Raw genomic sequence first — 24,809 nt, forward strand, 5'->3', positions numbered from 1 at the left:
AGGGATCTTCTCTAGCCGGAGGCTTTCAGCCTCACCCGAAGATCCCTCCTGCGTCGGGATGACAAAAAATGCTCCCGAACTGAAATCCTAAACAGCTTCATTACTAGTGATGTTTGTTTTGCTAGTTAAAACGAAGGAGTCTGTTGTTATTCTTAAGCCTTTGTCACTTTCGTCATTAATAATCAACCACGACTGTATAGTACGGATTCAATGACAACCAACTAATAACTTCTATTCGATGACCTTACAAATTTTCCCCGACCACGATACGCTGTCGCAGCATACGGCGGAACATATCGCGGCCGTCATCAATCAAAAACCCGATGCAATGCTATGCCTGGCGTCGGGCGATACGCCGATTGAAACGTACCATCGGTTTGTGGAGCTAATTAAAGCCGGACGAGCCGATATCAGCCGCTGTACGTTTATTGGTCTTGATGAATGGGTTGGGTTCGGGCCTGAGGATGTGGGTAGTTGTTCGTATTACGTGTTCCGCGACCTCTTCATACCCCTCAACCTCCGGCCTGATCAAGTACATACGTTCAACGCCAAATCTGACGATTTAAAAGCAGAATGCGGCCGGATCGACGCGATAATTGACGCCCACGGTGGTCTGGATTTACTATTAGTGGGCATGGGCATGAACGGCCATATTGCGCTCAACGAACCCGGTACGCCGTTCATCAATGGCTGCCATGTGGCCGAGCTGGCCGAAAGCACTAAAACCGTCGGCCAAAAATATTTCGCGCAGGAAACGACACTGAGTCAAGGCATCACGCTTGGTTTACGTCATCTTACACAGGCGAATGAGGTAATCTTGTTAGTTAGCGGATCAAAAAAAGCGGCCATGCTTAACGAAGCACTGACGGGACCTATAACTGAGCAGGTACCGGCCAGTATCGTGCAGACCCATCCCAATGCGCGGGTCTGGGTCGATAACGCAGCCGCTAGTTTACTACCCCAATCGTAATCATTTATTGGCATTAACCTTCATTCATAGTATGTTCAGCAACGAATACAATCCATTACTATGAATGATCACCGAATGACGATTAAAGGCCTAAACTACCGCACTGAAATTCTGGCGGGCATTTCCACCTTTTTGGCAACGATGTACATCATTGTTGTCAATCCGTCCATTCTGAGTCAGGCCGGATTACCGTTCGGTGCGGTACTAACGGCCACGGTGCTGCTTTCATTTTTTTGCAGTTTGATGATGGGGTTGTATGCCCGCAACCCGATTGTCGTGGCCCCAGGTATGGGACTCAATGCCTTTTTTACGTTTACCGCGGTGAAAGGCATGGGGCTTCGACCGGAGATTGCGCTAGGTGCTGTGTTCTGGGCAGGCATTTTGTTTTTGATATTGTCGGTAGGCAATATTCGATCAGCCATTGTGCGGGCTATTCCACATCCTCTGCGCTACGCGGTTTCGGCCGGTATTGGCTTGTTCATTACGCTTATTGGGTTTGAAAACGCCAGATTCATTATTGCTAACCCGGCTACGTTAGTTGGTATTGCCCGCTTCGACGATCCTATCGTCCTGACGTTTGTATTTGGTCTGTTACTAACAAGCATTTTGGTCGTGCGAAACGTACCGGGTGCCATCATCATTGGTATTGTCCTGACGACATTGGCGGCCTGGCCCATTGGACGGCTCTGGGGCGACGCATCAGCAGTTAACTTCGGGCAAAAAACCTTAGTAAATTTACAAGGCGTTTGGGCAAGTCCAGATTTTAGCCTGTTGGGTAACCTTGATTTAGTAGGTTCGTTCAAGTGGTCGCTTTGGCCGGTTATTTTCGCGTTTGCCTTCACTGATTTGTTCGATAGCTTGTCGACCTTCGTCGGCGTTGCCGAAGCTGGCGACTTGTATGATGCCGATGGTCAACCCCGTAACCTCAACCGAGCGTTGCTTACCGACGCTATGGCCACGACGCTGGCGGGTGTGTTTGGCACTAGCCCTGGTACGTCGTACATCGAGTCGGCGGTGGGCATTGCGCAGGGCGGACGAACGGGTTTAACGGCAGTAGTGGCCGGGTGCTGCTTCTTGCCGTTTTTGTTTCTATCGCCGTTGCTATCAATCATTCCTGCCATTGCCACTGCACCAGCGCTGGTGCTAGTCGGCGCTTTCATGATGAAGCCCGTTACCCGCATCGAGTGGGGGCAATTAGACGATGCGTTACCCGCTTTTTTGGCGCTGGTCCTGATTCCGTTTAGCTATTCCATTACGCAAGGGCTGATCTGGGGTTTTTTGTCGTGGACAGTCGTGAAAGTAGCCGTGGGTAAAGGGCGCGAAGTCTCCCTAGGCTTATGGATTGTCGACGCTTTTTGTATACTAGCCCTAACGACCGGGCAATAAACCGGTAAATGAAGGATATTTGTAGGTCAACGTAACTTTGTTTGTCAACTAACTTTGTTTAATGAAAAATTTATTTTGGCTGCTCCTGCTCTCATCGCAGCTTACGCTTGCCCAACGATACAAGCCTCAGCCCATTACGGCGCTGCTTGGCGCATTCGATGAAGAAGTTAAGCTCGTGCAGCAATCCCTGAAGAACCCGAAAACAGATACGCTTAATGGTATTGCCTTTACCACCGGTTCTATTGGTAATCGCCAGGTCGTCGTTGCCGAAACGGGTATTGGCAAAACGAATGCAGCCATGACCACTGCCTTTGTGCTGGCGTACTTTCGTCCTGAACGGATCATATTCACGGGGATAGCCGGTGGCGTCAGTCCGGATCTGCAACCGGGTGATATTGTTATTGCCCGGCTGACCGGCTATCATGATTACCACAGCGTTACGTTCGAGCAAAAACCAACCAATCAAACCCGCGATGCGATAAGCAAGCGCATGAATCCTGCTTACTTCCCTGCGGATTCTTTACTCCTGATAAAAGCGGTGGCTACGGCTCAGAAAACTACATTCGAGCAAATTCCGTTTACCTCACGCCCACCTTCTGTGGTGACGGGCACTGTCGTGACGGGTGACGAATTCGTAAATTCAGAAGCGCGGGTTAACCAATTACGGACGGATTATAAAGCAGACGCTACCGAGATGGAAGGAGCCGCCGTTGCACAGGTGTGCTATCAGCAAGGTACCCCATGCTTAGTCATTCGCAGCTTGAGTGATAAGGCCAACAGCAACGCCCGGCAGGACATGCTCACCTTTTATAAGACAGCAGCCCGTAATTCAGCTAAGTTGGTGCTGGCTATCGTGCAGGCGTTATAGTATACACATCTTACACAAAACAGACCATAAGAGCGGGCCTTACCCTCGAAAAAGTGCTATCTTCTTGATAGCACCTCCCCTTTTTGTGATCTTTGAGCATCACCTATACGATCACGGGACCACTTGATGATTAATGAAATCACTCCTGTACTCACCAATCCATTTCAAACCTTTTGGTGGGCAGGTTACGAATGCACCGACCAACTCAACTGCTTCGGCAACCGCGTAGATTTTCTACCGCTGACAGGTCATCTGCAATTGATCAAAGAAGATTACCAACACCTTGGCCTGTTCAATATCGGAACCGTGCGGGAAGGTATTCGCTGGAGCCAGATTGAGAAGATTCCTTACCAATACGACTGGACCATTGTTGAACAAATGATGGTAGAAGGGCACAGACAGGGTATTCAGCAGATTTGGGATCTTTGCCACTTTGGCTATCCAGACGACCTTACGCCCCTGCACCCCATGTTCGCCCGCCGGTTTGCGGCTCTGTGCCGGGCGTTTGTTCAGTTCTACCGCGATCGCTATCCTTACGATCAGCTCATAGTAACCCCTATTAATGAGGTTAGCTTTATGTCGTGGTTAGGGGGCGATGCTCGTGGTACGTCACCGTATTGTGTTGGGCAGGGCTGGGAAGTTAAGTACGGCCTGATGCGAGCGTACATCGAAGGCGTAGCAGCCATGCGCGAGTTAGACCCCACGATCCGGATTCTGACCACCGAGCCTTTAGTACAGATCGTGCCGCCCATGAATGCCACGGAACAGCAAATACTCGACGCAGCGGTTGAAGACGAGTATCAATTTCAGGCAGTTGACATGCTGGCCGGACAAATGTGCCCAGAGCTGGGTGGCTCGCCTGCATTTTTAGATATTCTGGGTTTTAATTATTACTACAATAATCAGTGGCTATTGGGCCTGGGCAGTTTCTTACCGTGGAACGATACGCCCCCTGACCCTCGCTGGGTGGAGCCCCGTTGGTTGTTTACGAAAGCCTACCGACGCTACAACCGGCCTATCGTACTGACAGAAACCAGCCATCCGGGTATCGACCGACCGATCTGGATTGACATGATTGGCCGCGAGTGTGCCGCTGTCATTCGCGACGGTGTTCCGTTATGGGGTGTTTGTCTGTACCCGATCATCGACCGTCCCGACTGGGATCACCTCGACCGCTGGCACCAATCCGGCCTGTGGGACGCTGATTTAACGACAACCCCACCGGGTCGGGTGTTATACAAACCTTACGCGAAGGCATTGCTGAATGCGCAATCAACCGTAGCAGCTGCACTGGCAGAACTGGCCGATCCAGCCGAAAAAATGATTACGTTTTAATAAAATAATAAGGCTTTTCCGAACTTGGCTCGAAATAAAGGTAACTTAATGTGGTACAATACGTTATGGTCTACCTCACAACCTTATAGCCAATGAAGATTCCTCTGCTCAGCCTTTACCTAGTTTACAGTGCATTTAGTTCAACTGCCCTACTGGGCCAGAAACTGAAACCCGGTTTCGATAAAGCCGAATACATTGAGCTTTTGAAAGTTTCCGCACGGTTTGGCGATTCTACCTACATTAACGCGTTCCCTTCCCCTCAGCAGTTTAAACCGGTATATCGGTCTCCTATCGTTGGTCTTGACAATCGCTGGGACCTATGGACCAGTAATGAAGGTATTGCCGTGTTTAGCATCCGAGGTACTACGCAAAACAGTGTGAGCTGGCTGGCTAACTTTTACGCAGCCATGGTACCCGCCAAAGGCGAGATTCAACTTACGGATCAGGAAAAGTTCGTGTACGAACTGGCTGCGGGCCCCAAAGCAGCCGTGCACGTTGGCTGGTTAGTGAGTACGGCATTTCTGGCGAAAGACATTCTGCCCAAACTGGACTCATGTTATCGCAGCGGCATTAAAGACGTAATCATCACAGGACACAGTCAGGGCGGGGCCATTGCTTTTCTGCTCACGGCTTATCTCTACAATCTGCAAAAACAGCAGCGCATTCCGGCTGACGTTCGGTTTAAGACGTATTGCAGTGCAGGGCCAAAGCCAGGCAATTTATATTTTGCTTATGAATACGAAGCGGCTACGCAAAACGGCTGGGCCTATAATGTCGTTAACTCAGCCGATTGGGTGCCGGAGGTGCCACTTTCAGTACAGACGATTAACGATTTCAACGAAACGAATCCGTTTAAGGGCGCTCCTGGCATTATAAAAAAGCAGAAACTCCCCAGGCGTATTGCGCTCAAGTACGTCTACAATAGTTTAAGCAGACCAGCCCTGAAAGCGCAGAAGAATTACCAAAAGTACCTGGGTAAACTAGCCTCCAGAACCGTAAAGAAAAACCTGAACGGCTACGTACCACCAGCGTATTATAACAGCAATAATTACGTTCGGACTGGTAACATGATCGTTCTCCTGGCCGACAGTACGTATTACAAGCAATATCCGGACAGCAAGGAAAAGATTTTCACCCATCATTTCCACCCGCCTTACCTCTATCTGGCGAACAAACTACCGTAATGGTTGAATGAAAAGTTGGCTTTAGTATTACATTTATTTACAACTATGAAGTTGTAATGAGGGTCAATGGTGAAACTCCTTCTCACAAAGCCTATGAACTACATGATCGCCTACCTGGCTTTTATCGGACTAATTTTATCAGGTTGCCAGGATAAAAGCACGGAGCCGGTTAAAACCATTGACCTGAAAACATTCCAGCTCCAGACACCGGCTAATTGGCAATCGATAGCCCAGATAGGATATGATTCGCAGGTTGGCAGCCTAACCAACGGGCGGGATTTGCTGAGCTACGATTATGGTTGGTACTCGTATGACTTAAGGAACGAGGTGTCTCCCGACTACGTCCGAACGAACATGGTCATCGATGGGCAGACCGCACTACTGGTCCGGCCCAAACGACGAGGGACAGGGGTGATTGGTATTTATTTACTGACGAAGAACCAAAACCGATTTGTCATGAGCGGAACCAATATTCAGGACGAAGCAACGGTGCTTAAGATCTTTGAATCGATCACGTTTCAATAACGGCTTGTTCTCATCACCGACTTACAGATAGAGCCGAACCATTTTCTGCCAGTCAGCGGCCTTATGCGCCCGTCCGTCCCAAATGTATAATTCGTGAGGAACCTGTTTAGCCGATAAGGCTTCGCTTAAGGCAAGATTGCTGTTCAGAAAGGGGTCCTCCTTGCCTATTGTCATCACAATCTCCATCCGACGCAGTTGGCTTAGTATTTGTTCGTCGTTCAGATTAGGCAAGAAATGATTAGGGCTATGAAAATAGATTTCATCGTCGTAGTAATTATCGAACAAGCCCCGAAATTCAGCGACCGGCTCTGACAGATCATACCGACCGCTGAGGGCCACTACTTTCCCGAACCACTGCGGATGTCGAAAAGCAATATTGATTGCGTGATATGCACCCAGACTACACCCATGAGCAATCATGAACGGCTGCGGGTTCTTCAGACGCGACAGCGGCAGCACTTCATTTAATATGTACTGCTCATACTGACCATGTCGGCGAATGCGGTCCTGAGGAGGTATGTACTTATTGTATACGCTCTCCTGATCAACGCTGTCGACGCAGAAAAGCTGTAAGCTTCCACTCTCTAATGACTCAGTAAGTGCTGAAACAAGCCCAAAGTCTTCGTAGTCAAAGAACCGCCCTTTCCGCGTAGGAAACACCAGAACTCTAGCTCCCGAGTGGCCAAAGACGAGCAACTCCATGTCGCGGTCGAGATTGGGACTAAACCATTTATGATACTCACGATGCATAATGTTGGCCTTAGAGAGCAGCGAAGTTCTAGTGTTTATATCGAACTAGACGTGGTCATTTGATGAACAAATCGTTAAAATATCTCGGTCCGGCCTTCTAATACCTGCTGCCATACTTTATACCCCGATTTATTCAAGTGCAAACCGTCGTTTTCGAACAGCTCCCGACGCGGCCGACCGTCGACACCCAGCAGTGGCGATGTCATATCAATCATACGCCAGTTGGGTAGCTGTTTAATTTCATCCGCAATAAGCTTATTTGCGTAGCGGATTGGACCAGCAATGTTCCAACGAGAAGGACTGATCTTGATCGACAAATACGTCAATGATGTATTGGGGAGTAACTGACGCGCTTTTTCGGCAAAAGCGCAGAAAAACAGAAAGACTTCTTCCGGATGTCGGCCATCGCCAAGGTCATTGTCGCCAGCATAAAATACAATGGATTTAGGCGCAACCGGCACCACTAGTCGCTCGAAGAACCAGGCGCAAGCGGCTAGTGTTGATCCGCCGAATCCTAAATTAAGTAGGTTGGTTTCGGGAAAATCCTGCGCCAGTGTTGTCCAGAGCCGAACGGATGAACTACCATAAAAAACGACCTGAGGTTTCCCTCGATGCTTACTATCAAGTGTTAATGAACGGACATTTGCTTCAAGTTGCCGTACTTCGTCTTCGTACCAGAGCATCTGGTTAAATTTATTGTGATCCGTTTTCGCCTGTTGGCTACTCACAACGTAATGAACTAAATTACACCACCATCGCCATACATGCTTACCTGAATAGGTGCACAAATGCTAATGGTTTTCTTTAAATACTTTTAATCGGCTCAACTGTTTTCTTATCTGCTTCTGCGGCCAATATCCACCGCCGTATGATGCCCGCCAACGGCCGGAACTCGATCAAAAACCCATCGTGGCCATAGAGCGAATCAATTTCTTCATAAGCAGCTTCAGGAATATGGCGAGCCAAAAATTGCTGCTCCGAAGGCGGAAATAACAAGTCAGACCGAATCCCAACCACCAATGTTTTAGCTTTAACCTGGCCCAAGGCATTTAGGATGCTCCCCCGGTTACGTCCGACATTGTGCGAATCCATTACCTTAGAAAGCGTCCAGTAGGTAAATGCATTGAACCGATCGGCTAATTTATCACCCTGATAGCGCTGGTAACCGGCAGCTTTGTAGCCATCCAGTTGTTCGTTATTGTCAAGAGCTTGAGTAAACCCATACGTATCATAATTACGGTACGAAATCATAGCCATTGCCCGGGCAGCTTTCATACCGGCTACGCCTGCATCATCGCGCCGTTCGCACCAGGTAGGGTCAGCCTCAATGGCCATTCGCTGCGCTTCGTTGAACGCAATGCACCAGGGCGAAGCTACTGCACTGACGGCAATCAGCACTAGGTTTTTGATAAGATTAGGTTGCGAAATCGCCCATTCCAACGCCTGTTCGCCCCCTACTGATCCACCAATGCAGGTTTGTATCGTTTCGATACCCAATTCCTGACGTAGTAAATCCAGCGCGCCGACTATATCACGAATCGTGATTGACGGAAAATCGTGATAATATGGCTGCTTAGTAGCCGGATTGACCGACAAAGGACCCGTGGAGCCGTAGCAGGAGCCAAGCACGTTAGCACAAACAATAAAATCTTGCGCTGGATCGAAAAATTTTCCGGGTCCAACCATGCCACCCCACCAGTCGCCGGCATCGGCGTTGCCCGTTAAGGCATGGCATATCCACACTACATTAGAGGCATTCTCGTTCAGTTTACCGCGCGTAGTATAGGCCAACCTGAAACCGGGTAAACTTTCACCCGACTCAAGCGGAAAAGAGTATTTATAGTCGAAATATTGAAGCTCCAAAACAAAAAGGTTTTCAGTTTACGGTTTATGGTGGCCGACGCAGCACTACTCAACTGCCTCACTTACCGTAAACCGTAAACTATTCAAACTGAAACCTACGCTAAAGTCGGCTCGGCAATCTGGGCAAAAGCCTGTTCTAAGTCAGCTTTAATATCATCGATGTGCTCAATACCCGCCGAAATACGTAACAAACCTGGCTCAACGCCCGCGCTGGCCTGATCTTGTTCGCTTAACTGCTGGTGGGTGGTCGACGCCGGGTGAATAATCAGCGTTTTAGAGTCGCCAACATTTGCCAGGTGACTCACCAGTTTCAGGCTATTCACGAACAGGTCAGCGGCCTCCTTGCCACCTTTTACTTTAAACGTAAACACCCCACCGAACCCACGCTTTAAGTATTTTTTGGCCAGCTCATGGTATGGGCTACTCGCCAAACCGGGGTAGTTCACGAGTTCAACCTGCTCATGTGCTTCGAGCCACTGCGCCAAAGCGAGTGCGTTCTGCACTGTTCGGTCCACCCGTAACGAAAGCGTTTCCAGCCCCTGCAACAACAGGAACGAGTTGAATGGACTAATGGCTGGGCCCCAGTCGCGAAGCCCTTCCACACGAGCCCGGATAATAAACTGAATGTTGCCAAACGGCCCATTCACGCCAAACACGTCGCTGAACACCATGCCGTGGTACCCTTCCGAGGGTTCGCTGAATTGTGGGAATTTGCCATTGCCCCAGTTGTAATTACCACCGTCGACAATAACCCCACCGATGCTCGTACCATGCCCACCGATCCACTTCGTTGCCGATTCGACTACAACGGCTGCGCCGTGTTCAATAGGTCGGAACAGGTAGCCACCAGCCCCAAATGTATTGTCGACAATGAGGGGCAAATCGTGTTCTTTAGCAACGGCAGCGATTGCGTCGAAATCAGGAATATTGAAACCAGGATTACCGATCGTTTCAAGATAAATCGCCTTGGTTTTGTCGTCGATGAGCTTAGCAAACGATTCGGGTTTGTCGCCATCCGCAAAACGGGCTTCGATACCAAGACGTTTGAACGAAACTTTGAATTGATTATACGTACCGCCGTAGAGGAACGAGGTCGTTACGAAATTGTCACCTGTACTCAGAATGTTGCTCAACGCAATGAATTGGGCGGCCTGACCTGACGCTACGGCTAAAGCTGCCACTCCACCTTCCAGCGCTGCAATGCGCTTCTCAAATACATCGGAGGTGGGGTTCATGATTCGCGTGTAAATGTTACCGAACGCCTTCAGCGCAAACAGGTCAGCTCCGTGAGCCGAATCGTTAAATACGTACGAAGTTGTTTGATAAATAGGTACCGCCCGTGAATTGGTGGTTGGATCAGCTTCCTGCCCAGCGTGCAGTTGTAACGTATCGAAATGAAGTTGAGAGGACATTATTTATGGGGGTTTATGATTTACTCGTGAGACTAGTAAATAGGCTGTCGATTGTTATTGACTCAGCCACAACTTATTAATTACATGAAATAAGCGTATAGCACACCAAACCCTCCCAGTTTGCGTGGCGTTGTGTTGATCAGTGCTTAGCAGGCCCCGAGGGGCATACAGCGTCGGTTGTAGAGCATGTGAGTATACGATTTATATTCCCTAATTTCCCGCCTGAGCGGTTACTTTAGGCAGGAGTTAGCACCTTGCCATGGGGTAGGTTGCCAGCGGTTCACAGAGCCTGATCTCTCCCCGCTTCTTTATAAATCAATTCGCGTCGGCGCGTAGAAAAGTGACGCGTAGCAATTGACTTGATGCCGCAAGTATACTAGTCAAACGGTGTGAATCCAAACGCAGTCCGGTTTTTCTGCTTGTTATTTAATTTTTCAGTTTTCCCACTTCCCGGTCATTTGTTTACTCGGATCGTTGCTTATTTTTGTGCTAAGACACCTATGCCAATGAGTCAAACATATCGTTATAACCGTGAAAATGCCACTCGGGTGGCCGGTACGACAACGCTGAAGGACGCCATTGGGCAACTACTTAAGGCGTATCAGCTCCAGACTCGGTTCAACGAAACGTACTTGGAGGCATTCTGGGGCCGAATGATGGGGCAAGCCATTGCCTCCCGCACGAACCGGCTCTACGTTCGCGACCGGAAGCTCCACATCGAAATTGCCTCGGCCCCGTTACGTAACGAACTCGTTAACGCCAAGCAAAAGCTTATTCAATTAGTTAACAAGGACATGGGAACCGACGTGATTGACGACGTCGTGTTTATCTAGACTTGTTTCTACAAGAAATTTTTCTGGGCTGTTCTTCTAGAATTGAATCAGCAGATTTTTTCGTTCCTGCTGTAATGTCAGAGGCTCATCCACAAACTGGGCATTCAACGACAGCCGTCGACACATAGCCATCCACTCCTGCTGTGGAATAACGAGAAAGCCATTTTCTTTTCTGATGTTGTAGTACGACGAGAACCTCAGTCGAAAAAGTAGTTTCAGCATTGTCAGCAGCTTACCCTGACGTAACGACCTTCCCAGAATACTAAATACGTCCTTGAGTACTCCCTCCTCCACGATTAAGTCGCAGACGAGTGCTTTGGCACCGGGGGCCGCTACCTGCTTGATGTTGGCCAGCAATTGCTCTACTTCGGCGGCATTTCGGTAGTACTGCACCACACTCATCACAATAATGACATCGAAACGCTGGTTTGCTACTGGCTCAAAATTTAAATAATCGTCGGCCGATAAGTCGTGGAAATACACGTTAGGGTGATTGGCGTGTTTGGCTCGCCCCACTTCGTTGTAGCGCTTAGAAATGTCTAAACCATGAATTTCACCAACACGGCTGTGCCAGGCATCTTCTAAATTGCCGGGGCCGGAACCAATATCAAGTACTTTCTGGGATGATGATAAAGGAATGTACTTCTCGACTCGAGCCAGAAAGTAACCGTAATTGGTTGTCATGGAGTCGTCAAACTCATTTTCTTTCTGCCAGAAGTCAAGCCAGGTCGAAGTCATTATGGAACGTAGCTGGGTTATGTTGATAGGTGTGTTTTCCGGAGTCTACGAGTACACCAGGGCATCGGGCTCATGAAGCAAATATGCCTTCGGCGCTGGTTTGTGCATTAAATAAACCACCCGAAACCAAATGAGAACGCAAGGTAACGCTTTAAGTACGTATGGTTTCACAAATTGCTCTCGCAGAAAAGACGGAAATATGTCACTTGGCGATAGCACCGTTAAGACGAAGCAACTAATCATGAGCCCACGATCCAGCCAGGTTTGCGGACAACAGAACCACCAGCAAAGTACCCCCGTAACGGCCGTTATGTAGGTAGGTGACTCAGAAACCGGATTGAAAATAACCTGAAATATCAGTACAGACGCAATCATAAGCAGTTGAAATGACCGTTCCTTATACCTGTTAATATGCACATAAACCGTGCAAAATAGCAGTACCCCCAGTCCAATAATGATTGCCGTCGAAACCTCGGGCGATATAAAGATGTGAACTAACCGATGAATAGACGTATTGGCCCACTTGTCATGGTCCGACTTGATGAGTAATTGGCGAACCCACATCTCATATTGCCAGAGCAGTTTAGCCGGCGAGGTCAGCAGAATGGGCAAAGCGCCAAGCACTATGCCCCAAAACAGCATTGACGCCAAAAACCGGAGCCGCTGCGGATACAGCAGAAACAAAGCTGCTGCTACTAAACTATAGATCTTAATATTGAAGCCTAAGACAACAAAAAACGCAGCCCAAAACGGTTTTCGCTTCTCGAAGCTCATAAACACGAATAAGGGAATAGCCCCGATCAGCGGATTGGTTTGACTGTTGACAAGCGACGTGAACAATTCGTGCAGGCCGAACCAATACCCAAACACCTTTTGCTGTTTGGGTAGCGGCATTCGGTACAAGGCATACACCCAGACGCCAGCGAACAAAAATTGCCAGATAAATAAACCGACTGAATAGGGCAGCGCAAATACGGGCGCAAACAAAGCCGCAAACGTAGGGGCGTAGTGGTAATGATCAGAGTACTCGTCAGGATAAAGATCGTATAAACTTTTACCGTCGAGCAGGTGATATAACGAATGATAAAAGATACTGTAATTGTTGGAGCCTTCCAAAAATACAACCTTGATGCTGGCCAGCAACGTAAGCGAAGCATACACCCAAAAAATGAAGCGGTAATCGCTGAACAACGGTTTCCTAAAAAAAGACAACATCACTTCTGAGCAAATACAATCGGTTTAGATAATGTGTACAACCGAACCAGTATAATAGTAGCTTCTCGAACTAGTAGCATTTCACAAGACTAAAGCAAACTCACCCATAGTACTGAACTCACCAAACTGTTTTAAATAGCGCAGGAGATTCTCTACACGGTCGAGCAGTATATCGCGGGAGTGACGACGAACATAGGTGGGAATCTTTTCGTAGGCCGACAAATCTGTAAATTCCCAGGGATGAACATAGAGATTTAGGAATCCATCTGTTTTTAGCGTTTGTCGGCAAAGCTGCTTGTAATAAGCAAACGGAAAATTTTTCAGACTTAGCCAGAACAAGGGTAAACGGACTGTAGGAGTCACTGAGGCCGGAATTTGCCAAACCTCCGCTTCCCGAAACGGATGCCTCGACTCACCCCAATGGTTATACCGGCCAGGTAACCAGGTCGGATGAAGGGAAGAATTATATTGATACCCGGCCTCACGCACGTCATTGGGATCAACGTAACCCATTCTCGCTCGTCGGAAACCAGTAATAGGCTGATTAAGTAATTCCTGCAACGCTAACCGAGATTTGAGCAGATCGGCCGGTTCAAATGTTGTATGGAAATACCCATGCGAGGCAATTTCGTGTTTGCGTGCAAGCGCTTTGATTAATTCTGGCTCGTGCAATGCATAGTTGGCTGTTGTGAACAACGTAGTACGAGCCCCCACAACGTCGAACCGTGCGGCCAGCAAGTTGAGTCCTCTTGTCGAAACAGCTATTTGTTCATCCATAGGAATGTCATGGCCAAATTCAACAGCGGTATCGAACTCTTCTACATCGACGGTGAATAGTATACGTTTTCCTCGATCTGGGCTTGCCATATAGTTTCGGTCTCCTCTATCTCGCTCGTATCGTTAATGATGTAAGCAGGTCGCTGCTTTACTTCCACAAACGTCTTGCCCAAATATACGCCGATGATACCGATCATAATAAACTGTACACCGCCAATTAAAGCCATCAGCACAACCAACGTTGTCCAGCCCGAGACAGTCGCATTAGTAAAGAAATACTCATACAGCACCTCTGCGCCAAACAGGGTGGCAAACAACGACATACCGAACCCAAGCAGGACTGACAGGTACAGCGGACGGGTAGAAAACGACGTAATGCCCATTGCTGCCAGCTTAAGCATCTTGCGGAATGAGTATTTTGAACGCCCAGCGTACCGGGCCGCTGGCTCATACAGGACTCGGCATTGTCGAAAACCCACCCACGATATAGCTCCGCGCAGAAAAAGGTCGTTTTCTTTAAACTGGTTGATGGTATCTACTACCTTCCGATCAAGTAATCGAAAATCGGCAGCGCCGTCTTCAATCTGCAGATTAGAGACTTTACGAAGTACGCTGTAGAAGTATTTCGACGTTGTGCGCTTAAACCAGGATAGTTTGGGGTCAGCCTGCCGAACGGTATAAACCACTTCGTAGCCCTCGCGCCACTTGTCGATCAGTGTCGGAATTAATTCGGGAGGGTGCTGCAGATCAGCATCGAGGCATATGACCGCTTCTCCCCGAGCGTTCTGATACCCCGCCCGCAGCGCCATTTGATGACCAAAGTTACGGGAGAACGAAAGAAACCGAACCACGGAATAGGCTTTGCTCAATTGCCGAAGCACGTAGCGACTCTGGTCAGAGCTTCCATCGTCTATAATCAAGATCTCATACGATTCGTACGGCTTCATTACATTCATCAACCGATGAACCAACACAGGGAGGTTTTCCTCCTCATTGAAAGCAGGGACAATTAAACTTATCATTCCTTGATAAGATTTCATACTATATTCGTCATCAAGTACCGTTACGGACGGTTTTTTAAAAATTTTCGCTAAAATAAGTACTTATACTCACCAATCTACTTATCATCAGATTAAAGTTGGCTTAAACTTGCCTTATATATCTTATAGCCTTCTAGAAATAATACCTTGTGAAAGCACAATCTCCTAATACACGGCCAGTTACAAAAAATCTAGGTGGTATTAATAGTACATTAGTTGAACAGGAAGAACGACGCCAAGATTTAGGATTTGGAACTAAGCTCAACGATGCCTATTCGCGGCTGATCAACAAAGATGGTAGCTTCAACATCAACCGGGTTAACGATTCGTTTTGGGATCGCCTGAATCTGTACAACCGGCTCATTACTATGAGATGGTCCAAGTTTCTGGGACTTGTGCTGCTCTTTTATGTAAGTGAGAACCTTGTGTTTGCCTCCTTCTACATGCTAGCTGGCCCCGAAAATTTACGAGGTCTGCTGGATGTTACAGATGGCAGTACGTTTGGCCAGTTCTGGGGTGCTTTTTTCTTTAGTGCTCAAACACTAACAACGGTGGGTTACGGCCACATCAGCCCCGTTGGTTACGTAACCAGTCTCATTGCCGCTTTTGAATCTATGATTGGCTTACTGGCGTTTGCTCTAGTGACTGGATTGCTGTATGGCCGTTTCTCCCGACCAGTCGCCCACATACGTTTCTCACGTAACGCTGTCTTTGCTCCTTATCTCGATGTAAATGGCTGGATGTTTCGAATTATCAACACACGTTCGCACCAGCTCATTGATTTACAAGTGGAGGTAACCCTTTCTCGGTTGGAAGCTAAACCGGACGGTACCCGTTATCGTCGGTATTACGGACTGAATCTGGAACGTGCCAAAGTCACGTTTTTTCCGACCAATTGGACCCTGGTGCATCCCATTACCAGCGAGAGCCCACTGCATGGCTGTACGCCTGAAGATCTTAAAGAATCTGATGCTGAATTCTTAATTTTGCTACGAGCCATGGACGATACGTTCTCTCAAGTGGTACATACCCGCTATTCTTACCGTTTCGATGAGGTCTTATGGGGTCGTAAGTACCGCGTTATGTTTGATAGTAGCCATCAGGGAATAGTAAGACTCGATCTAGATAAGTTAGACGATACAGACCCAGCCCCTCTGAACTAGTTTACAACAGTGGTTCTCGTGGTAATAAAGGCTGATAGTCGCTAAATACGATACATCTCAAATACGTTAATCATTTTGCAAGTTCCTGCTTTTTTGCGCCCCGGCGATACAGTCGGAGTGTTAGCGCCAGCCAGTTGGTTTCCATACGAAGAACTGGCCGATGGCCTACGTATTCTTCGCGATGACTGGCACCTTCGGGTAATTGAAGGTGAAAGCTTACAGGCTATTGATGGTCCTTTCGCCGGGCCAGATGAACTCCGGCGAGCCGATTTACAACGTTTTTTTGATGATCCCTCTGTTCGGGCCGTCTTTGCCGCTCGGGGTGGATATGGTTGCTACCGAATTGCCGATGGGCTGGATCTAACAAACGTACGGGCTAAGCCTAAATGGCTGGTCGGCTTTAGCGACGTAACGGTACTATTAAGTTTACTGTATAATAATGGTATCGCCAGCTTACACGGGCTCATGCCCAGGCAGTTCGGGCATCCAGAGCGCTCGGAGTCGCTGGAGACCGTACGACAGTGGTTATTCGGAGAAACACCAACGCATTATTCTGTCCCTACCCATTCGCTGAATCGACTCGGCAGCGCCAAGGGCCCACTTGTTGGTGGCAACCTCACATTGCTCGTCAATTCACTTGGAACACCAACTGACTTAAAGCTGGATGGTGCTGTTCTTTTTATTGAAGACATCGACGAGACACTTTTCTCGTTAGATCGTATGATGACGCAACTAAAGCGATCAGGGCGTCTTTCATCACTCGCAGGTTTAGTAGTTGGCCAGTTTACCGACATGCGCGAGAACCTTTCGCTACCATTTGGAAAGAATGCCTTCGAAATCATTGCCGAGAAAGTGTCAGGTTATACCTACCCCGTATTGTTTAATTTTCCGGCCGGGCATGTTGACTATAACCTGGCGCTACCTATTGGTGTGAACATAGAATTACAAGTCGATGGCGAACAAGGGCGACTCATCTTTGGAAATCTGTAACTACACATGAGTAAATTTTTTCAATCGGTGATCTGGATTACGGGGGCCTCATCTGGCATCGGAGAAGCTTTAGCGCTGGAACTCGCCCATCATCAGATTAAGTTGGTACTATCGGCCCGGCGACAGGACGAGCTGGAACGCGTAGCCCTGCAAACCGGTTTGCCCAAGTCGGATGTAATGGTCCTGCCAATGGATATGACCGATGTAGACAGTTTGCCTAACCACGTGGAAGCAGTCCGGCAACGCTTCGGACGAATTGATTATGTTTTTCAGAATGCGGGCATTACGCAGCGAAGTACAGTCGTTGATACTCGATACTCGGATTATCAACGACTGATGAACGTTAATTTTTTCGGGGTTGTAGCGCTGACAAAAGCAGTTTTGCCATTCATGTTAGCACAGAAAAGCGGCCATTTTGTGGTGACAAGTAGTGTGGCCGGAAAGATAGGAACTAAACAACGCTCGGGATACTGTGCCAGCAAACATGCTTTGCATGGCTTCTTCGATGCGCTTCGGGCGGAGACCTACGACGATCAGATCCGGGTGACCATTATCTGCCCAGGCTACATTCGGACTCCCCTCTCGCTCCATGCCATTAGTGCGAACGGCCAAAGTCACGGCAAGATGGATGATAACCAGGCAAAAGGCATGGCGCCTGACAAATTTGCCCGTCAGCTATTAAAAGCCGTTTTACAAGAAAAAGAAGAGGTCTACATTGGCGGTACAGAAACGTACGGCATCTACTTAAAACGCTTCTTACCTGGTCTGTTGTCACGCATTCTACGAAAGCGTCAGGGCGTGTAAACGGGGTAAACACAGAGGTCACGGAGTTAGCAGAGAATAGAATGCGCTCCGTTTACGCTGTGATTTGTTCCATGACCTCTGCGTTAAAAATTACTTTCCGCTAGCAGTCGCTATTTTACCCGACTGCTCCATGTAATCGACAGCGAGATGGCAGAGAGACTTCATTCCTAACACAAAGCAACTCTCGTCGATCTGGAAGTCAGGTGTATGGTGTGGTGCAGCATCTTCTACCTTTTTTCCCTTGCTCATTCCGCCCAGGAAGTAGAAAAATCCCGGTACTTTCTGCTGATAAAACGAAAAGTCTTCAGCCCCGGTCTGAGCCGGTGTGATTTTAACGTTGTTTTTCCCGGCTACCACTTCAAGCGTTGGCACCATCTGGTCGGTCAGTTTGGGATCGTTATAAGTAACCGGGTACATGATATCAATTTTCACATCGGCCTTCGCTCCAGCACTTTCGGCAATGTTTGTGGCAATCTCATTAATCCGGCGGTGAATCGTTTTCTGCATGTCGCTGTCCAATGAGCGAATCGTACCAATCATGTTTACCTCCTCCGGAATAATGTTTTGCCGGATACCGCCATGAATCGCTCCAACCGTAACAACAGCCGCATTCTCGGTCAGCGGCAGATTACGGCTAACAATGGTTTGAAGCCCCATGACGACCTGCGACGCCGTAACGATTGGGTCGACGCCCGACCAGGGCGATGCGCCATGCGTTTGCTTACCTTTTATTTTTATGGCGTATTGATCAACGGCTGCCATCGTCGCGCCGGGCCGATATTTAATGGTACCGACTTCCGTTTGCGAATTAATGTGCAAGCCGAAAATGGCATCTACTTTGGGGTTTTCTAACACACCCTCTTTTACCATCAGATAAGCCCCACCTTCTTCACCCGCGGGAGCCCCTTCTTCGGCTGGCTGAAAGATAAATTTCACTGTCCCTTTCAGATCACTCTTTACGGAAGCCAGCACTTCGGCCACCCCCATCAGCATGGCTACGTGAGTATCGTGCCCGCAGGCATGCATGATTCCTGTTTGCTGACCGTTGTACTCGGTCCGTGCTTCTGATTTAAACGGCAGATCAACTCGCTCCGTTACGGGCAAACCGTCCATATCAGCCCTGAGCGCTACAACGGGGCCAGGCTTGCCCCCTTTTAGTAAACCAACAACTCCGGTTTTTCCAACACCGGTCTTAACCTCCATGCCTAAAGCTTGCAGATGGGCCGCCACTTTTGCCGCCGTTTGGAATTCGCGATTGCCTAATTCGGGGTGCTGATGAAAGTCGCGACGCCAGGTTACCACCTTTTTCTCCAAGCCTTCGGCAGCTTTATCAATGCGGCTGTTAAGGGCAGAAACCTGACCCAATACGGTCTGCGCAGCCAAAGATGTCACCAAAAGTACACTAATTTGCAAACTACGGCCGTTCATAAAATTGTTCAATTTTAATTGTATGTACATTTAGAAGGCAATTTACATTTTTACCCGAAGAATATATTGCTTCTTGCATAATTATGTTAATTTTGCTGTCCGTTGCATATTTTTTCTAAACAATTCATCTAACAATCTCTCATGAGAAAACTTCTATTGGGAAGCTGGTTGCTCTCATTATTGTTCTGTTTGCCCGTAGTGGCCCAGGACATTACAGTGAGCGGCCAAGTCACTTCATCAGATGACGGCTCTCCCCTACCGGGTGTGAGTGTGCAAGTGAAGGGTACAACCCGTGGTACGACTACAGATGCCACTGGTAATTATCGCATAAGTACCGCAAGCAATGCACGTTTAGTATTCAGCTTTATCGGTTTCACCAGCCAGGAAGTTGCTGTTGGCAACCGCTCGACAGTAAGTGTCAAACTAGAGAACAGCGCAAATGACCTTACCGAAGTAGTCGTTACAGGTTACGGCGGTACCGTTAACCGGCGTGAGTTCACCGGAGCCAGCTCGAAAGTAGCGGGAGCTACAGTAGCTAACCTACCGGTCGGTAGTTTTGATAAAGCTCTGGCGGGCCGGGCAGCCGGCGTCCAGGTTACGTCGGCCAACGGCGTACCAGGTGGTGCAATTCAGATTCGGGTCCGGGGTATTGGTTCGATCTCGGCGGGTAGCGATCCACTTTACGTAGTTGACGGTGTTCAGTTGAATACGACCAACAACTCAACCTTCACCAGCAGTAACCCGCTGGCATTTCTAAATCCCAGCGACATTGAATCGATTGAGATTCTGAAAGATGCAGCTGCGGCTTCTATCTACGGATCGCAGGCAGCAAACGGGGTTGTACTGGTAACGACTAAACGCGGTAAAGCTGGTAAAACTCAGGTTACACTGAATTACTTCACGGGGGTTGCTGATCCGATCAAGAAACTTGACGTACTGAACACCCAGGAGTGGATTGCTCTACGGACGCAGGCTCGCATCAACGGTGGTCAGTCTGCAGAAGCCGCCCGCTTGTCCGTACTTCAAACATTGCGTTTGATCAGTATACCTAATGCCCCTAATCCTAACAACCTACCACCAAATTTAACGGATGCAGAAGTTGCAGCCTTACCTACCTATGATTGGCAGGATGCGGTCTATAAGCGCGGTATCACCAACAATTACGAGCTGGGTCTGAACGGTGGTAACGAGAAAACCCGCTTCTACGTATCGGGTTCGTACTACACACAGAGCGCTAACATCGTTAACGTCGACTTCAAGCGTGGTACGCTGAATACAACGCTGACGCACCAAATCAACCCTAAATTGAGTGTCGACCAGACGCTAAAGCTGAGCACGATCTCTTCGCGGGGTCAGTTTGGGGGGCCAGCCGGGGGTTCATTCCTGGGTGCCGGAGCATTCGCGTCGCCCCTAATCATTCCAAGCATTCCTATTTATAATCCGGATGGATCGTATTTCGGGCCGCCATCACAAGGTGGAATTCCAGGTATCCTAAACCAGAACATTCTGCAGGTTAGCGAGTTGAACACCATTCGGGCTGATATCAATCAATTTGTAGGTAGCTTAGCCTTAAACTACAAAGTAATTGAAGGGCTGACGATTCGTCCGTTTGTCAGCCTCGATTATCGTATCATCCGGGGTCGGAACTTCTCGGACCCACGTACTGCCGATGGTTTCAACGTACGCGGCCGGATTCAGGATCAACTGAACGAGAATAAGAACTTCCTGACCAACGTTACAGCGAACTATAACAAGCTGTTTGCTGGCAAGCACGATGTAGGCCTGCTGCTGGGTGCCGAGTACCGCTCCGATGTGAACGAGAACTTGGCGACCAACATCACCAATGTACCCACGCCTGATTTTCAGTATGCCAGTGCGGCTGCTCTGCCCCAGAACATCTTCGGAACGTTCAACAACTTCCGCAAGGCGTCTCTCTTCGGAAACATCAAGTACGACTTCAACAAGAAGTATAACCTAAGTCTGATTGGTCGTCTGGACGGTTCGAGCCGGTTCGGTTCCAACTACCGGTACGGCTTCTTCCCGTCTGTATCGGGTGCGTGGCTGGTTACCGAAGAAGATTTCCTGAAAGGCAACAACTTGGTCAGTGACCTGAAGCTGCGGGCGTCGTTCGGTACAACGGGTAACGACCAGTTGGGATCGCTATTCAACCAGTCGAACTTCCCCGGTCTGGGGCTGGTCAGCGCAGGTTATGACTACAACGGTGCTGCTGGCTTTGCGCCTACGCAATTGGCTAACCCTGACTTGCGGTGGGAAACCAACCAGACAACGAATATTGGTCTTGACTTCGGTTTCTTTCAAAACCGCCTGACGGGTTCGGTCGATGTGTTCAAGCGAGTCAGTAAAGACCTGCTACTTCCGTTCAACCTTCCGTTCACCAGCGGTTACTCAACGATCTCGCGCAACGTAGGTTCAGTTGAGAACAAAGGGCTTGAAATAGAACTGAACTCGGTAAACCTGAAGACGGGGCCGTTCCAGTGGCGCTCTTCATTCAACATCACCTTCATTGAGAACAAGGTAACATCGCTTTATCCCGGTATTGTACCGCTGGCGAACCCTGATAGTGCCATTACGCTGGCGTATACCGACTTCTACGGTGTAGCACGGCAAGCTATTCTGGGTCGGCCGCTGCTAGCTCAGTACACAACCGATTACGCTGGGGTTAACCCCGCCACGGGTCGGCCTATGTTCCGCGATTATGCCGGGAATATCACTTACACCCCAGTTACTCCACGCGATCAGAAGTACTTCGGCACCGAGCTACCCAAGTTCTACGGTGGTTTCAACAACACCTTCACCTATGGTGGCTTAACCCTCGACGTACTGTTTCAATATGACTACGGTCGTCGATCGTTCAATACCCAGACCTCGTTCCTGGCTGAGCTGGCTGGGCGTGACTTCAACGCCCTGCGATCGGTATACGATCGTCGCTGGCAGAAGCCGGGCGACATCACCGATGTGCCGCGTACCATCAACGGTAATGTTGAAACCCGTGGGGTTAGCGGCCTGGGTGGTACCCGCACCCTGGAAGACGCTTCGTACTTGCGCCTGAAGCAAATCACGTTGGCATATGATGTACCGGCTGCCGTTTCGAAACGGATCGGCGCTTCGAAAGCCCGGGTATACATTCAGAGCGCCAACCTGCTCACGTTCACCAACTGGACGAGCTATGACCCCGAGTTCCTCAACTTTGGTAGTGGCAACACTGGGGTGGTACCTAACTCGAAAACCTACCAGGCAGGTATCAACTTAACGTTCTAACTCAGACAACAACTTTTTGACTCCATGCGTACAATAAAACATATATGGTCCCTGAGCCTGCTGACAACCGGTATACTCACGGTAACGGCCTGCTCGAACTTGCTTGAGGTTAAGCCACGTTCGAATGTTGATTCGCAGACGGCGCTGACCACCGCCGAAGGCCTCGATGCTGGCTTGAACGGTATTTATGACCGTTTGCAAAACACGGCGCTTTATGGCCGTGATATGCTGGCCGTAGCCGAAGCACTGGCCGACAATGCACAGGCAACTAACAAATCGGGCCGTCTGAACAACGAAAACCGGAATATTGCTGGCTCTACCTTCGGTACAACGTTTGCGCCCGGCACCTGGCAATCGGCTTATTTTGCCATTAACCAGGCGAACCTGATTCTGGACGCCCTGCCCGGCGTAACAGCCCTGACCGATACTAATCGTCGCAATTCGATCCGGGGACAGGCACAGTTCCTGCGGGCACTGCTATACCACGATCTTATGCGAATCTACGCATACGAGCCTGGCGTTGAGATTGCGCAGAATAACCGAGGTGGTGTTCCACTGTTGACAACCGGCGTTTTGAATCAGCAACAGATTACGTTCCCAGCCCGGCCCGCTATCGCTGATGTATACTCACAGATTTACACTGATCTGCAAGGCTCAATCAACTCGTTTGGCCGCAGCGCATCAAGCAACGGTACCCTGCCTACGAACGGAAACCTACAGGCTGCTCAGGTGCTGTTCTCACGGGTAGCCTTGTACAACAAAGATTACGCTACAGCCGTGAAAAACGCTACTGATGCTATTGCCGGTGCCATCAAGCTATCGCCAAATGCATCGTATGTCGGTGGCTGGCGGGCTCCACGTAACCCTGAATCGCTGTTCGAACTAGCGTTCACAACACCGGAAAATATTGGGGTGAACAACTCGCTGCAAACAACCTATACCACGCTGGTACGCGTCGGCGATCGGTCGACAACGGGTGGTTTTGGTGATCTGGTACCAAACAATGCTTTCATTGCTGAGCTGGAAGCTGAGAAAAACGCAGCCGGTCAGCCGCTCGACATTCGTCGGCAGTTATACGAGTTAGGGACCACGGGGCGGGGTAACGCCTTTATCGAGTGTACAAAGTTCTTAGGCAAAAACGGAACCATTAACCTGGATAATGTGCCGGTTATTCGAATTTCGGAAGCTTACCTGAACCGGGCCGAAGCCAACGCTATGCTGGGTAACACGGCAGACGCGCTGGTCGATCTGAACGTAATCCGTACACGCTCGGGCCTGCCTGAGCGGACTGGTCTGACTGGCGACGCACTGCTGGCAGAGATTCTGCGGCAGCGTCGGCTGGAGTTTGGTTTTGAAGGTCACCGCTGGTTCGATCTGAAACGACGCGGACAGGATGTTGTCAAGACTATTCCGCTGACTACTACGCCCAACAATATTCCTTACAACGACTTCCGAATTCTGGCTCCCCTTCCGGTTAACGAATTATCAACTAATAAGAGCATTCGGCAGAATTTCGGTTACTAACCTGCTCTGCGGAGCCTTCTGATGCATCAGAAGGACCTGTGGGCATCAACTATTCGTTTTCAATGAAAAAAATAACTGGATTTATAGCGGGGGCTTTAGCGTTATTAATGCTTTATGCCTGCGACAATAGTATCGACAAAGTCTTTGACGATCAGACTTTGGTGGAATTCAATGATGCCATCCTGCGCACCAACGCTACTGGACGGACGTATTCAATCACCCCCATTTCGAATACGACAGCTGTTAGCACAGTTACCGCTCAATTAAATTTAGTTGGTCGCCAACGTAGTACTGCTTTAACCGTACGTGTACTACCTGATCCGGCTGCGACGACCGCAGCAGCAAGCAGCTATACACTAGCCAATGGCGGTAATGTTGTGATACCAGCTGACTCAAGTTTTGGTGTGTTAAGAATGACAGTAGCTAGAGCAACGAGCACAACGGCACCAATGACTAATGTTGTTTTGGTCATTGACAGTACGAGTACAGATTTTAAGCCTAGTCAGAACTACAAGCGCCTAGGCTACTCGTTCCGGCAGTAATATCTCCAAATACATGAATATCAAAAAAGCCCCTCAAGACATCTGAGGGGCTTTTTTGATATTCATGTATCGATATCAGAAGTAAATTACAAGTGTAGCATTAAAAATAACTTAAATAGTTAGCAGACTAATAAATACTCTTCGCCCTATATTTGTCTCCTTATTCCATAAATCTTATTATTT

At 48.9% G+C, this 24,809-nt stretch carries 22 protein-coding genes and 1 riboswitch; of the genes, 13 read left to right on the forward strand and 9 right to left on the reverse strand.

Annotation, left to right across the window (positions count from 1 at the left end; genetic code table 11):
• Window positions 1-238 precede the first annotated feature (238 nt).
• From ACFSUS_RS03990 to ACFSUS_RS04015, 6 genes are all read left to right on the forward strand, one after another.
• Complete coding sequence (locus tag ACFSUS_RS03990; RefSeq protein WP_381519403.1) at window positions 239-970, forward strand: 6-phosphogluconolactonase; 732 nt, start codon at window positions 239-241, stop codon at window positions 968-970.
• 60 nt (window positions 971-1,030) lie between these two features.
• Entirely contained in the window at window positions 1,031-2,356 is a 1,326-nt protein-coding gene (locus tag ACFSUS_RS03995) for an NCS2 family permease (protein WP_381519405.1), read from the forward strand.
• 61 nt (window positions 2,357-2,417) lie between these two features.
• Window positions 2,418-3,224 carry a 5'-methylthioadenosine/adenosylhomocysteine nucleosidase gene (locus tag ACFSUS_RS04000; protein ID WP_381519408.1) on the forward strand — a complete coding sequence of 269 codons (807 nt, stop codon included), beginning with the start codon at window positions 2,418-2,420 and terminating at the stop codon, window positions 3,222-3,224.
• Window positions 3,225-3,350: 126 nt separating this feature from the next.
• Window positions 3,351-4,559 carry an amine oxidase gene (locus ACFSUS_RS04005; RefSeq protein WP_381519411.1) on the forward strand — a complete coding sequence of 403 codons (1,209 nt, stop codon included), beginning with the start codon at window positions 3,351-3,353 and terminating at the stop codon, window positions 4,557-4,559.
• 92 nt (window positions 4,560-4,651) lie between these two features.
• A complete protein-coding gene (locus tag ACFSUS_RS04010) occupies window positions 4,652-5,743 on the forward strand; it encodes a lipase family protein (protein WP_381519413.1) in 1,092 nt (363 codons plus the stop codon).
• 93 nt (window positions 5,744-5,836) lie between these two features.
• Window positions 5,837-6,268 (forward strand): hypothetical protein, encoded by a 432-nt coding sequence (locus ACFSUS_RS04015; RefSeq protein WP_381519416.1) that lies wholly within the window; start codon window positions 5,837-5,839, stop codon window positions 6,266-6,268.
• Window positions 6,269-6,289: 21 nt separating this feature from the next.
• On the opposite strand, the gene ACFSUS_RS04020 is transcribed toward ACFSUS_RS04015, so the two are convergent.
• From ACFSUS_RS04020 to ACFSUS_RS04035, 4 genes are all read right to left on the reverse strand, one after another.
• A complete protein-coding gene (locus ACFSUS_RS04020) occupies window positions 6,290-7,018 on the reverse strand; it encodes an esterase family protein (RefSeq protein ID WP_381519418.1) in 729 nt (242 codons plus the stop codon).
• Between the two features lie 74 nt (window positions 7,019-7,092).
• Window positions 7,093-7,746 carry a GDSL-type esterase/lipase family protein gene (locus tag ACFSUS_RS04025; RefSeq protein ID WP_381519420.1) on the reverse strand — a complete coding sequence of 218 codons (654 nt, stop codon included), beginning with the start codon at window positions 7,744-7,746 and terminating at the stop codon, window positions 7,093-7,095.
• Between the two features lie 76 nt (window positions 7,747-7,822).
• Entirely contained in the window at window positions 7,823-8,881 is a 1,059-nt protein-coding gene (locus tag ACFSUS_RS04030; RefSeq protein WP_381519423.1) for a homoserine O-acetyltransferase family protein, read from the reverse strand.
• 95 nt (window positions 8,882-8,976) lie between these two features.
• Window positions 8,977-10,293: an O-acetylhomoserine aminocarboxypropyltransferase/cysteine synthase family protein gene (locus ACFSUS_RS04035; RefSeq protein WP_381519424.1), complete on the reverse strand. Its 1,317-nt coding sequence runs from the start codon at window positions 10,291-10,293 to the stop codon at window positions 8,977-8,979.
• A gap of 198 nt (window positions 10,294-10,491) precedes the next feature.
• A riboswitch (SAM riboswitch) is annotated at window positions 10,492-10,610 on the reverse strand.
• Between the two features lie 189 nt (window positions 10,611-10,799).
• Here ACFSUS_RS04035 and ACFSUS_RS04040 point away from each other — a divergent pair.
• Window positions 10,800-11,126, forward strand: coding sequence for a DUF721 domain-containing protein (locus tag ACFSUS_RS04040; protein ID WP_381519426.1), 327 nt, complete (start codon window positions 10,800-10,802; stop codon window positions 11,124-11,126).
• A 36-nt stretch (window positions 11,127-11,162) separates the two neighbouring features.
• On the opposite strand, the gene ACFSUS_RS04045 is transcribed toward ACFSUS_RS04040, so the two are convergent.
• The 4 genes from ACFSUS_RS04045 to ACFSUS_RS04060 all read right to left on the reverse strand — a co-directional run bounded on the left by ACFSUS_RS04045 (window position 11,163) and on the right by ACFSUS_RS04060 (window position 14,896).
• Window positions 11,163-11,864 (reverse strand): class I SAM-dependent methyltransferase, encoded by a 702-nt coding sequence (locus tag ACFSUS_RS04045; RefSeq protein ID WP_381519428.1) that lies wholly within the window; start codon window positions 11,862-11,864, stop codon window positions 11,163-11,165.
• Between the two features lie 45 nt (window positions 11,865-11,909).
• Window positions 11,910-13,079 carry a glycosyltransferase family 87 protein gene (locus tag ACFSUS_RS04050; RefSeq protein ID WP_381519431.1) on the reverse strand — a complete coding sequence of 390 codons (1,170 nt, stop codon included), beginning with the start codon at window positions 13,077-13,079 and terminating at the stop codon, window positions 11,910-11,912.
• A gap of 81 nt (window positions 13,080-13,160) precedes the next feature.
• The gene (locus tag ACFSUS_RS04055; RefSeq protein WP_381519433.1) at window positions 13,161-13,946 is read right to left on the reverse strand and encodes a polysaccharide deacetylase family protein; all 786 of its coding nucleotides are present in this window, start codon (window positions 13,944-13,946) and stop codon (window positions 13,161-13,163) included.
• A complete protein-coding gene (locus ACFSUS_RS04060; protein WP_381519435.1) occupies window positions 13,898-14,896 on the reverse strand; it encodes a glycosyltransferase family 2 protein in 999 nt (332 codons plus the stop codon). Before ACFSUS_RS04060 ends, ACFSUS_RS04055 begins: the two co-directional genes overlap by 49 nt.
• A 149-nt stretch (window positions 14,897-15,045) precedes the next feature.
• Between ACFSUS_RS04060 and ACFSUS_RS04065 the strand changes: the two genes are divergently transcribed.
• The 3 genes from ACFSUS_RS04065 (at window position 15,046) to ACFSUS_RS04075 (ending at window position 17,853) form a co-directional block, all read left to right on the forward strand.
• Complete coding sequence (locus ACFSUS_RS04065; protein ID WP_381519438.1) at window positions 15,046-16,059, forward strand: ion channel; 1,014 nt, start codon at window positions 15,046-15,048, stop codon at window positions 16,057-16,059.
• A 75-nt stretch (window positions 16,060-16,134) separates the two neighbouring features.
• Window positions 16,135-17,049 carry a S66 peptidase family protein gene (locus ACFSUS_RS04070; RefSeq protein ID WP_381519440.1) on the forward strand — a complete coding sequence of 305 codons (915 nt, stop codon included), beginning with the start codon at window positions 16,135-16,137 and terminating at the stop codon, window positions 17,047-17,049.
• A gap of 6 nt (window positions 17,050-17,055) precedes the next feature.
• Window positions 17,056-17,853 carry an SDR family oxidoreductase gene (locus ACFSUS_RS04075; RefSeq protein WP_381519442.1) on the forward strand — a complete coding sequence of 266 codons (798 nt, stop codon included), beginning with the start codon at window positions 17,056-17,058 and terminating at the stop codon, window positions 17,851-17,853.
• A 90-nt stretch (window positions 17,854-17,943) separates the two neighbouring features.
• Here the strand turns inward: ACFSUS_RS04075 and ACFSUS_RS04080 are convergent, their stop codons facing one another.
• Entirely contained in the window at window positions 17,944-19,281 is a 1,338-nt protein-coding gene (locus ACFSUS_RS04080; protein ID WP_381519445.1) for an amidohydrolase, read from the reverse strand.
• A gap of 141 nt (window positions 19,282-19,422) precedes the next feature.
• On the opposite strand from ACFSUS_RS04080, the gene ACFSUS_RS04085 reads away from it, so the two are divergent.
• The 3 genes from ACFSUS_RS04085 (at window position 19,423) to ACFSUS_RS04095 (ending at window position 24,626) form a co-directional block, all read left to right on the forward strand.
• A complete protein-coding gene (locus ACFSUS_RS04085) occupies window positions 19,423-22,560 on the forward strand; it encodes a SusC/RagA family TonB-linked outer membrane protein (RefSeq protein WP_381519447.1) in 3,138 nt (1,045 codons plus the stop codon).
• Between the two features lie 24 nt (window positions 22,561-22,584).
• Entirely contained in the window at window positions 22,585-24,084 is a 1,500-nt protein-coding gene (locus ACFSUS_RS04090; protein ID WP_381519450.1) for a RagB/SusD family nutrient uptake outer membrane protein, read from the forward strand.
• Window positions 24,085-24,146: 62 nt separating this feature from the next.
• Window positions 24,147-24,626, forward strand: a complete 480-nt coding sequence (locus ACFSUS_RS04095) for a hypothetical protein (protein WP_381519453.1) — start codon at window positions 24,147-24,149, stop codon at window positions 24,624-24,626.
• Window positions 24,627-24,809: the final 183 nt, after the last annotated feature.

This window comes from Spirosoma soli, assembly GCF_042684525.1.
Taxonomy (GTDB): Bacteria; Bacteroidota; Bacteroidia; order Cytophagales; family Spirosomataceae; genus Spirosoma; species Spirosoma soli.